General features: G+C 60.9%; 9 protein-coding genes and 2 riboswitches. Of the genes, 8 read left to right on the top strand and 1 reads right to left on the bottom strand.

Annotation, left to right across the window (positions count from 1 at the left end; all coding sequences use genetic code 11):
- Positions 1-61: 61 nt before the first annotated feature.
- The gene (locus L7A20_RS07225) at positions 62-793 is read left to right on the top strand and encodes a hypothetical protein (RefSeq protein WP_237222938.1); all 732 of its coding nucleotides are present in this window, start codon (positions 62-64) and stop codon (positions 791-793) included.
- 132 nt (positions 794-925) lie between these two features.
- Here the strand turns inward: L7A20_RS07225 and L7A20_RS07220 are convergent, their stop codons facing one another.
- Positions 926-2392 carry an LLM class flavin-dependent oxidoreductase gene (locus L7A20_RS07220; RefSeq protein WP_237222937.1) on the bottom strand — a complete coding sequence of 489 codons (1467 nt, stop codon included), beginning with the start codon at positions 2390-2392 and terminating at the stop codon, positions 926-928.
- Between the two features lie 108 nt (positions 2393-2500).
- Positions 2501-2601, bottom strand: a riboswitch (SAM riboswitch).
- A 201-nt stretch (positions 2602-2802) separates the two neighbouring features.
- Positions 2803-2896, top strand: a riboswitch (SAM riboswitch).
- A gap of 4 nt (positions 2897-2900) precedes the next feature.
- Here L7A20_RS07220 and L7A20_RS07215 point away from each other — a divergent pair.
- The 7 genes from L7A20_RS07215 (at position 2901) to L7A20_RS07185 (ending at position 11174) form a co-directional block, all read left to right on the top strand.
- Positions 2901-3707 (top strand): ABC transporter ATP-binding protein, encoded by an 807-nt coding sequence (locus L7A20_RS07215; RefSeq protein WP_237222936.1) that lies wholly within the window; start codon positions 2901-2903, stop codon positions 3705-3707.
- An 8-nt stretch (positions 3708-3715) separates the two neighbouring features.
- The gene (locus L7A20_RS07210; protein ID WP_237222935.1) at positions 3716-4756 is read left to right on the top strand and encodes an aliphatic sulfonate ABC transporter substrate-binding protein; all 1041 of its coding nucleotides are present in this window, start codon (positions 3716-3718) and stop codon (positions 4754-4756) included.
- A 2-nt stretch (positions 4757-4758) separates the two neighbouring features.
- On the top strand, positions 4759-5616 hold the full coding sequence (locus L7A20_RS07205) for an ABC transporter permease (protein ID WP_237222934.1): 858 nt from the start codon (positions 4759-4761) through the stop codon (positions 5614-5616).
- Positions 5617-5881: 265 nt separating this feature from the next.
- On the top strand, positions 5882-6778 hold the full coding sequence (locus L7A20_RS07200; protein ID WP_237222933.1) for a type IV toxin-antitoxin system AbiEi family antitoxin domain-containing protein: 897 nt from the start codon (positions 5882-5884) through the stop codon (positions 6776-6778).
- A 317-nt stretch (positions 6779-7095) separates the two neighbouring features.
- Positions 7096-9204, top strand: coding sequence for an AMP-binding protein (locus L7A20_RS07195; protein WP_237222932.1), 2109 nt, complete (start codon positions 7096-7098; stop codon positions 9202-9204).
- Positions 9205-9330: 126 nt separating this feature from the next.
- Complete coding sequence (locus L7A20_RS07190) at positions 9331-9954, top strand: hypothetical protein (RefSeq protein WP_237222931.1); 624 nt, start codon at positions 9331-9333, stop codon at positions 9952-9954.
- Between the two features lie 5 nt (positions 9955-9959).
- Entirely contained in the window at positions 9960-11174 is a 1215-nt protein-coding gene (locus L7A20_RS07185) for a glutathionylspermidine synthase family protein (protein ID WP_237222930.1), read from the top strand.
- Positions 11175-11259: the final 85 nt, after the last annotated feature.

Raw genomic sequence — 11259 nt, 5'->3', positions numbered from 1 at the left:
TTTATCCAGAAGCTAGGTATACTTATTAAACGCACAAATGAACGAGTAAGGAGAGATGCCCATGACACCCTACTACTCGAAAACCACTCTGGCTTCTGCTTTTTTGATAGGTTCAATGGCCTTTGCGGGTTGCGGAGCCGCGCAGGAGGCCTCTGACTCAACGTCATCTTCTGTGGAATCAGTAGGGGCTGCCATTAACCTCACTGAAGAACAGAAGCGCCAGCTGGAACCTGCTATCAAGAACTACTTCATGAAGGCAAGAGAAGCTGGCTCTTTGCATAATATGCCAGATGATATTCAAGCCATCATCGACAAAGCTGAGGGCGGCGAAGACGCTGAAAATCTCAAAGACCTCGGTAAAGCTATCGATACGTTGAGCGCCGATGATCGCCAGAAGTTACTAGAGTACAGTCGCGGAATTGACCCTACCTATGACCTCTTCGAACGATCTGGTCTGACTGAGGGAGAAGATGTTGCTCTCAGTCTTATGAATACTTTTGTTGGGTCAATGTTCTCTGGCCTGGACACTGCAATCATTGAATCCATCACGGTTGACCTCAATAAAGTTGAATTTGGTGAACGGACCGCAACGACCAGCACAGATTCTTTTCTAACTGAAACAGAGACATCCACAAGCACGTCGGTTCCTGAAAGCGTCACGGCTGCTGCTGAAGGTGCTCTCGTAGCGTTGTTTGACGGTACTAGCTTCACCTATGAGGAGGGAGCTTGGAAAATCGATGCGGATAGCTTCCTTGATACCTTTAACCGTTCCATCGACGATGCGAATAAGTAGATAAAGATATCTTGCCGAGCTTCAAACTTCTCAGAAAAGAATAGCCAGAACGCCCCCATGTAAGGACGCCGCCCCGCACTCCCCTGCCCGTTGGCAGGAAGGTGCGGGGCGGCGTCCTTACAGCTCTAAGAACTAGTGGCCTGCGGCCTCAGCCTTCTCAGCGTTCTCAAGCGCCAGCTTGAGGAAGTCACGGGCCGGGGTGTCGGCAGCCGACGGCTTACCCGCGTAGGCGCCGCGGTACTTGGCGGCCGGGTGGCGCTCGTCCACGTACTTGTTGCCCTCACCGAAGAGGCTCTCACGCAGGGTGGAACCCTCATAAGCGGTGCGGTAGCGGCCGCGCTTCTGCAGCTCGGGAACAACGAACTCAACGAAGTCCTCAAAGGAGCCAGGGGAAACGTGGTAAGCCAGGTTGATGCCGTCCAGGCCGCCCTCGTCAATCCACTTCTCCAGCTCATCGGCAACAGTCTGGGGGGAACCCACCAAAACCGCACCCATGCCGCCGGTGGCGCAGTGCTCGGCGATGTCCTTGCGGGTCCACTCCTTCTCCTTATCCTGCAGGGTAAAGGGGGTCAGGAAGGACTGAATCGACTCGGTCTCAACGTACTTGAGGGCCTCGTCCTCATCGAACTGGTCCAGGTCAAGGCCGCTCCAGCCGCCGATGATGCCCTGGGAAGCCTCAACATTCTGGTACTTGAGGTACTCGGCGTACTTGGCCTGGGCCTTCTCGTCGGTCTCGTCCACAACAACGGAGAGCATCGCCAGAATCTTCACGTCATCGCGCTTGCGGCCGGCCTTTTCAGCCTCAGAACGGATACGCTCGGTCAGAACCTTGGTCAGGTGGGGACGCAGGGCGGTAATGAAGATAGCCTCGGCGTGCTGGCCCGAGAAAGCCTGACCGCGGGAGGACGCACCGGCCTGGAAAATCACGGGGGTGCGCTGGGGTGAAGGCTCGGTCAGGGCGATGCCGGGCACCTGGAAGTACTTGCCCTTGTGCAGGATGGGGTGAACCTTAGAGGGGTCAGCAAAGACACCGTTTTCACGGTCGCGGGGCACAGAGCCGTCCTCCCAAGAGCCTTCCCACAGCTTGTAGCAGACGTCGAGGAACTCTTCGGCAATCTCGTACCGCTCATCGTGCTCAATCTGACCGGGCAGACCCTGGTTCTCAGCAGCAGACTGAAGGTAGGAGGTCACCACATTGAAGCCCACGCGACCACCGGTCAGGTGATCCAGGGTGGAGTAGGAACGGGCCAGAGTATAGGGCTGGTTGTAGGTCACAGCGGCGGTCACGCCAAAGCCCAGGTGCTCGGTTACAGCGGCCATAGCAGAAATCTGCAGGAAGGGGTCACCCACAGGAACCTGGGCGCCGTCCTTCAGTACGGGAGCTACTGAATCCTTGTAGACATCGTAGACACCCACCACGTCAGCGATAAAGACAGCGTCGAACAGACCCTTCTCGCAGACCTTGGCCAGGTCGGTCCAGTACTTAATGGTGTTGTACTCATCCGCCCGGTTACGGGGGTGACGCCACAGGCCAAAGCTCTGGTGGCTGGTGGTAGTCATATCGAAGGCGTTGACGACGATGCGCTTCTTCTCGGTCATGAACCGGGCCCTTTCACAGGTGGTGCTTGGCCCTCCGCGCCCGTGCTGCCACCGGCGTCCTTACCCAAAGTAAAAGGCACCGAGCCTTCGCGAAGGTGGCGCCTGGTTGCGCCGTACTTGCATTACTGCCTGATCCTCATCTGGGGCACCCCGCTACGGGAGAGGGTTGCCGCCCAACTAGCCAGAGCTTGACGTTGGGACTCTTGATCTTGAGATTTAGTGTAGCCCGCCCGGCCTGCCCAGGTGCAAGCATCTGAGGCTACGTTTCACATTGTGGCGCGTGTTGAGCTCTGTTACGGACGCCGGCGAGTTTCGGTCAGTTTTACCCACAGCGTCACACTCGTAACCGGCCGAAATACCGCGTCATACTCTTGCCCAGTCCCAACAAACGCCCCTAGCGTTGAAAGCGTTAACCATCCAGAGCGACCGAGAGACTTGGCTCAACGACGTCGCAGCAACCTCCCTACACCAGGGGTCGGTGCTAACGCCAAGAGACGATGGAGAAAGCATGAGCGCACCCACGCTAGAACGCACCCCCACCACCCTCACCGCCTGCGAAATCGACTTCAATGCCGTTGGCAAGACCTTTATCGGTGAGCGCGGGGAGACCCGCACCGTCCTTGAAAACGTGTCGTTTACCGCCTACCCCGGTGAGATTATTTCGATTATTGGTTCCTCGGGCTGCGGCAAGTCGACCCTCTTACGGGCTGCTGCAGGCCTGGGGACAGCGACCGCCGGTACCGTCACGATTGACGGCAGCCCGGTACGGGGTCTCGATTCCCGTGTGGCTATTGGTTTCCAGGAGCCGCGTCTGCTGCCCTGGCGCACCGTTGAGAAGAACGTGGCGCTAGGTCTGCCCAAGGGTACCCCCAAGGACGTTGCCCGCGAGCAGGTTGCCCGCCTTCTGGACGTCGTGGGGCTGGCAGACTACGCCCAGCACCGCCCCCGTGAGATTTCCGGTGGCATGGCTCAGCGCGCCTCCCTGGCACGGGCGCTGGCGCGGAACCCCGGCGTCCTTCTGCTCGATGAGCCCTTCGGCGCCCTTGATGCCCTCACCCGCATCAACATGCAGGATCTGCTGCTCGATATTCATGCCCACGACCCGGCCACCGTCCTGCTGGTCACCCACGATGTGGAAGAGGCCCTCTACCTCTCAGACCGGGTGATTGTGCTGGGTAAGCCAGGCCCCGCCGCACCCGCGACGATTGCCCGCATCGTTGAGGTGCCCGATCACCGCCCGCGCGACCGCGGCAACCCCGCACTATCGTCCCTGCGTAAAGAACTTTTGGCCGAACTCGGCGTTGAAGAACACTAGGAACACACATGTCACTCATTTCTCGTCTCACCACCACCTCTGCCCTGCTCGCAACCGGCACCCTACTACTGACCGGGTGCCTGGCAGGGGAAAACGCTTCTACCGCCGATACTTCTGCCGCAGCGGGCGACACCACCGTCACCATCGACTACGCCACCTACAACCCGCTCTCCCTGATTATCAAGGAAAAGGGCTGGCTTGAGACCGCCCTACAAGAGCAGGGTAAGGACGTCGAATGGGTACAGTCAGCCGGTTCGAACAAGGCTAACGAGGCCCTGCGCTCCGGTGCGATTGACGTGGGTTCCACCGCGGGCTCAGCTGCCCTGCTGGCTCGCTCTAACGGCTCCCCCATTCAGGTGATTGACCTCTACTCCCAGCCCGAGTGGCCCGCTCTGGTGACCCGCACCAACACCAGTATCTCATCGGTGAAAGATCTGGCCGGTAAAAAGGTAGCCGTCACCAAGGGCACCGACCCCTACTTCTTCCTGCTCCAAGCTCTTGAAGAAGCAGGAGTATCACCCGATGAGGTCACCATCGAGCAGCTGCAGCACGCCGACGGCCGCACCGCCCTCAACCAGGGCATCGTAGACGCCTGGAGCGGCCTTGACCCCATCATGGCCAGCGCCGAAATTGAGGACGGCAACACCCTCTTCTACCGCAACGTCGACTTCAACACCTACGGCTTCCTGAACGCCACCGAGGACTTCATCGAGAGCGACCCCGAAGCCGCCCAGACCATCGTTGACGTCTACGAATACGCCCGCGACTGGGCACTCGCCAACGAAGAAGAGGCCGTGCAGATTCTGGCGGACGGCTCCGGAATTGAGCTTGAAACCGCCCAGGTCGTCTGGGACCGCACCTACCTCGATATCGATAACGTACCCGGCGACAAGCAGCTCGCCGTGCTGGAGAAGGTCGGCCCCTACCTGGTTGAATCCGGCGACGTTGCCTCACAAGACGAAGTAGACACCGCCCTGGGCAGCATCGTCAACGATACCTTTGCCCAGAAGGCCGACCCCGCCCGCATTTCAACCCTGGTGGCTGAGTAATCATGTCAGTTACCTCTGATCTCACCACCCAACCGGCAACCCGCCGCCGTCTGGCGCGCACCGAAACACCGGCGTCCGCGAAGGTACCCCGCCGCCCCCTGCTCACCCGCCGCTGGGCACCCTGGCTCGGCGCCCTGCTGCCCCTGATTCTTCTGGCGCTCTGGCAGTACCTGAGCACCGCCGGGGTCTTCAGCGCAGTTCAGCTCCCCGCCCCCTCCAAGGTGGTTGCTGCCGCCCTCGATCTGGCAGGACGCGGCCAGCTCGGCCTGCACGTCGCAATCTCAACCCAGCGCGTGGTACTGGGCTTCAGCATCGGCGCTCTCTTGGGGCTGCTGCTCGGAGCCTGGGTAGGGCTCTCCCGCTGGGCCCAGGTGCTCGCCGCCCCCACTATCGGCGCCCTACGCGCTGTACCGTCGCTGGCCTGGGTGCCCCTGCTGCTGCTCTGGATCGGCATCGGTGAAAACTCCAAGGTCACCCTCATCGCTATCGGCGCCTTCTTCCCCGTCTACACCACCGTCTCGGCGGCCCTAGCCCACGTGGACCCCAAGCTGGTTGAAGCGGCCCGCACCTTCGGCGTCCGCGGCATCAACCTCTTTACCACCGTGCAGCTACCTGCCGTTCTACCCGCTGTGGTCTCGGGTCTGAGGCTGGCCCTGGCGCAGGCCTGGCTCTTCCTGGTCGCCGCCGAACTGCTTGGTGCTTCGATGGGGCTGGGCTTCCTACTCACCGACTCCCAGAACAACGGCCGCACCGACCGCCTGCTCCTGGCCATCGTGCTACTCGCTATCCTGGGTAAAATCACCGACGCCCTGCTGGGTGTGTTCGAACGCTGGGTCAAGGCCCGGTTCCCCAGCAACTAGAAGACGAGGTGGGCGGACGCGCCGGGTTGAGGGGCGAGGGCGCGACCATCCGTGAATGTAACCGAAAGCTTCATCTGCATGTTCTTTGAACACGCAGATGAAGCTTTTGGCTACCTACAGCACTGGTGAAGCTCCCCTGTGGAAAACAGCCCTTCAAGCGTCATACAAACGCATAGAGGTATAAACCCACACAAAACACCCCGAGTTATCCACAATTTATATATAACCCCTTGTCATGGACGAAACTATAGGAGACATTCATGGCATGGAACAATTCTTTACCGAAGTAAAAACCTCTACGGAGCTGCGCCATCTCGGGAAGTCGTCCTCAAGCATCACCAGGGCGTGTCAGGGCGGAACCCTTCGTCGCATCTGCCACGGAGCCTACATCAAGACCTCCACCTGGAACAGCTGGGACGCCCGCGCCCGCTGCATCGCCCAACACGTAGGGTTTCTCAAAACCAGATCAGACTTCGTGCTCAGTCATGTATCTGCAGCACTCTGGTGGGATGCGCCCCTACTGCGGCTCCCCCGCAAAATTTGGGTCAGCCATCCAATGGAGACCGTCCGCTCTACCCCAAAAGTCCATGTCAGCCGTGCCCGAAAGACAGAGTGCTCATCTGCTGTCTTCCATCAAGGAGCTTTTGTCACTCCTCCCCTACAAACAGCAGTCGACTGTGCGCTGACTCTGCCCATACTTGATGCCCTGTGTATCGTGGACTTTTTTCTCAACCAAGGACTCATCGCCGCTTCTGATTTCACCAGTAGCATCACGGGTTTACGTTGCAAAGGGGTCAAAAACGCGCGTGAGGTCAGCCGTCTCATGAGCGAACGCTCAGAATCTCCTGCGGAAACGGTGACCCGCTATCGAATTGCGATGTGGGGGTTCACCCCGCCCAAGGAACAGGCAACCATTTGGGTGGGGAGTTCCTACTACCGCCCCGACTTTCTGTGGGAAGAGCTCAAACTCATCTTAGAAGTCGACGGTTACGTCAAATATGATGGCACCTACGGCGACCCTGGGGCAGCTATCCGCGCTGAGAAAAGACGCCACCGTGACCTTGAGAAACTCGGGTACCGGGTCATTAGGGTGCAGTGGGAAGACATCGTGCATCACCCGGAAAATTTACGCATCCTTTTGGTCAATGCCGGGGTGCGGTAACGTGGCGTGTGCTCGGCGAATGTCGTCAAAACCTTCATGTGCATGTTCTTTGAACGCGCAGATGAAGGTTTCGGTTACATTCGGGGACGAAGCAGGCGGACGGACGCGCGTCACGCGGCGTCATAAACGTTAAGGGGCGTCACGGTTTAGTAGCAGTGGCTCGCAGGTGCTTACCCTGAAAGAGATTTTGTCCATCACGAGCGATACGAGAGACCTGGCTCTACGACGATCGCAGCAACCACGCCGAACAAGCCGCCCACGGGCGTCCTGCGAGAACCGGCGCCGGTGCTACAGCCAGCTACCGATGGGAGATACCCTTGGGCGCACCTGCCGACTTCGTGTACACCGACCCCTTCAATCCCACGCCCAACCCGGCGCTCATCTCAGATAAGGCCCGAATCCAATTCTGGGCTGACCAGGCTAAAGCCCGCCTGACCTGGGGTGAGATGTTTGACGAAGCCAACCCCCACACCTTCGCCAAGCCGCAGAGCCTGGGCCTCGATGATGAGGGTATCGAGCAGTTCACCGTGCCCGAGATTAAGTGGTTCGAGGGCGGCAAGCTCAACGTTGCCTACAACTGCGTAGACCGCCACGTCGAAGCGGGTAAGGGCGATAAGGTGGCCCTCTACTTCGAAGGTGAACCCGGTGACCGCGAGGCTATCACCTACGCTGAGTTGCAGCGCCATATTGCCAAAGCAGCCCACGGCCTGGAGAAGCTGGGCGTCGGCAAGGGTGACCGTGTGGTGATTTACCTGCCGGTGATTCCCGAAACCATCATCTTCACTCTGGCCTGTGCCCGTATTGGCGCTATCCACTCCCTGGTTTTTGGAGGTTTCTCCGCCGAGGCCCTGAAGTTCCGGGTGGAAGATACCGGCGCTAAGGTGCTCATCACCACCGACGGGCAGAACCGCCGCGGAACCGTCGTGCCGGTCAAGGCTACCGCCGATGAGGCCTGCTCGGGTGAGAACAACATCGAGCACGTGATCGTCATTGACCGCACCGCTGGCACCCCCGAAGCCCACGCCGCCGTGCCCTGGACTGAGGGCCGCGACATCTGGTACCACGACCTGGTCGATGACCTGCCCGACACCCACGACTACCAGCTCTTTGACGCTGAGACCCCCCTCTTTATCATCTACACCTCGGGTACCACCGGTAAGCCCAAGGGTCTGGTGCACACGTCCGCTGGCTACCTGACCCAGGTGGCCTACACCCACGCCCTGCTCTTCGACCTGCTCCCCGAAATTGAGGACGAGCAGGGCCAGCGCCGCGTGGACGAACTGGCAACCGTCAACGACCCCGCCAAGGTTGAGAACACCGTTCACTGGTGCACCGCCGACCTGGCCTGGGTCACCGCCCACACCTACGAAATCTACGGGCCGCTGCTCAACGGCGTCACCGAGGTCATTTACGAGGGCACCCCCAATACCCCCACCTTTGAGCGCCACTTCGAGGTGATTGAACGCTACGGGGTCACCAACTATTACACGGCCCCCACCCTGATTCGCTCCCTCATGGGTGCCTTCCCTGACGGCCCGCCGGCGGGCAAGTACGACCTCTCATCTGTGCGCCTGCTGGGGTCGGTGGGTGAGTCCATCAACCCCGAGGCCTGGCGGTGGCTGCGGACGCATGTGGGCGGGGGCACCGCGTCCTTCATCGATACCTGGTGGCAGTCCGAGACGGGCTCGACCGTCTGCTCGCCGCGTCCGCACGACCCCCAGTTCGCGCCCGCTGGCACCTTCGCGGACGACGCACCCCACACGGCATCCAAGCCCGGCTGCGCGACCCGGGCGGTTCCGGGTATCTCAACCCGCGTGGTCGATGAGCACGGGGCCGACGTTGAGCCCGGCCTGCAGGGCTTCATTGTGGTCGATAAGATTGGCCCCTCCATGGCCCGCACGGTCTGGGGCAACCCCCAGCGCTACCTAGATTCCTACTGGCGGCACTACGGCGAGCGCGGCTGGTTCTTGGCCGGTGACGGCGCCAAGGTCGATGACGAGGGCGATGTCTATATTCTGGGCCGTATCGACGATGTCATTAACATTTCGGGCCACCGCCTGTCGACCATTGAGATTGAGTCTGCCCTGGTTACGCATGAGGCTGTGGTGGAGGCCGGGGTCTGCCCGGTGGAGGACGAGCTGACCGGCCACCAGGCGGTTGCCTATGTGACCCTGTCTGAGGCCGGCCGCGCCCTGAGCGCCGAAGAGTTGAAGGCGGCGCTAACCGAGCATATCCGCCACGAGATTGGGCCGATTGCCAAGCCCAAGGACGTCATTGCGGTGGCTGATATTCCTAAGACCCGGTCGGGCAAGATTACCCGCCGCCTGCTCGGGGAGCTCTACCAGGGCCGGTCACTGGGCGATACCTCCTCCCTGCAGAACGAGGAAGCTCTCGAAGCTATCGCCCAGGTGCTGGCAACCCGCTAAAGGCACCCGAACCGCCCCGCGCGTCCGCGTCCGCCTGCCCGCCCCGCGGGCGCCCCTTTGCGCAGGTGAGCGCCTACCCGTCCTAAAATAGGGAGGGAACACACTCACCTACCATCGGGAGATTTCATGCCAAGGTTCTCACGCGCGACCAAGACCGTGCTTGCCCTGCTTGCGGGCGGGGCAGCCATCATCGGTATTGGCGCCACCAACCACGCCGCCCCGACTCGTGTTGCGCCCCTGATGGGCGGCTCGTCCTCGTCGTCGCAGAAGCAGGGCGGACGTTCCTCCACCAGTTCGCAGATCAGCGGCAGTTCCAAGGAGTACGCCGAGATTTGCTACGACCCCGGTACCGGGCAGCGCCTCGAGAACTCCGAGTGCGAGGACGGCAGCGGCTCAGGTTCCAGCGGAGGCGGTGGCGGCGCAGGCGGCACCGGGCGCTCCTACTGGGTTCCCTATTCTTCGTCGTCGACCCTGCCCAAGGTGGGTGAGAAGGTGGCAGGCGGTTCGGAGAGCCGCCCGTCCGATGGCACGATCTTCCGTAACCTGCCTTCGCAGGGCGGCGGGTTTGCCGAGTCTTTCCGCGAGTCAAAGAGCTCTTATACCGTGGAGAACTCGCAGGTGAAGTCGAGCCAGAGCGGGGACTCCTACGGCGGTTTCAACCAGGATGCCAAGAAAGACACCACCACCAAGAAGAGTCGCGGCGGCTTTGGCGGCGGGTCGAAGACCGGCGGCGGAACCAAGGGAGGCTAAGGCAGATGAGACGACTGTCCTTCCCCCTGGGCCGCCATAACTGGGAGCAGACTATCGCCACTGAGGGGCTAATCTATTCGCTCGAAGGCCCCGACGACACCGACCACTACTGGAACGAATTTGCTGCCTACGAGTTCACCGTGGCTGAAGCCCTCTGGCTGCAGGAGCAGATCGAAGAGGCCCACCGCATGTGCGTTGCGGCCATCGACCACATCATTGCCGGCCCCCTCAAGTACAAGCTGGGGCTCAGCGACGCTGCGCTGAAACTGGCGATTGATTCCTGGCGCTGGCACGAATACGACTTCTACGGCCGCTTTGATTTTGTCTACAACCCCGAGACTCACGCGCTCAAAATTCTGGAATACAACGCAGATACCCCCACCGGCCTGGTGGAGGCGGCAGTCAGCCAGTCCACCTGGTTCAACGACCAGCGTCTGGATCTGCGCGGCTTCAAAGAGTGGAACGACCTGGGTAACGCCTTTGTCGCCCGCTGGGCGCAGATCCGCCAGCGCGTCAAGTACCCGGTGCTACACCTGGCCTGCGTGAACGAAGACATCGACGAGCTCGGCGAGGACATTGAAAACCTCAAGGTCGTAGCCCACGCCGCGCACATGGCGGGCTGGGAAACCCACATCATGCGCATCGACGACCTCTACTGGGACGCTGACCGCCGCATCTGGCTCGATCACCACGACCGGCAGGTGCACAACCTCTTCAAGCTCTACCCCTGGGAAGACATGGTTGAGGACGCCTACGGGCAGGTCCTCTTCGAGGGCGGCTACGCTGCCATGGAGAACTGGTTTGAACCGGCCTGGAAAATGTTCCTCTCCAACAAGGTGCTAATGGTAGCCCTCTGGGAACTCTACCCGGGGCACCCACTGCTGCTGCCGGCGTCCTTGTCGCCCGGCCACGGCTTCACCAACTGGGTCAAGAAACCCATCTTTGGGCGGGAGGGCGACGGTATCGTAGTGAACGCCCCGACCCACGGGGTGCAGGTTGCCCACACCGACGGCTACATGACCGAAACCGCCGCCGACCACGAGTACATCTACCAGCAGTACGTGCAGCCGCCCAACTTCACCGGGGACGCCGGCGAACCCAACTACCCCGTCATCGGGGCCTGGGTGGTGGGCGGACGCTCCGTGGGCTTCGGCGTGCGCGAATCAGACGGGGCAATTACCGACGGTTACTGCCGGTTCGTGCCGACGGTGCTCAAGTAAGCGAATAGGTGAAGCAGGCTCGCGCTCGCTGCCGACCCTCTCGCTGGTTCGCTAACGCTCACAAGCGATTCACGCCAGCCGCCGA

It is taken from the genome of Rothia nasimurium, assembly GCF_928381415.1.
Classification (GTDB): Bacteria; Actinomycetota; Actinomycetes; order Actinomycetales; family Micrococcaceae; genus Rothia; species Rothia nasimurium_H.
This window is presented reverse-complemented; position numbering and strand designations above follow the sequence as displayed.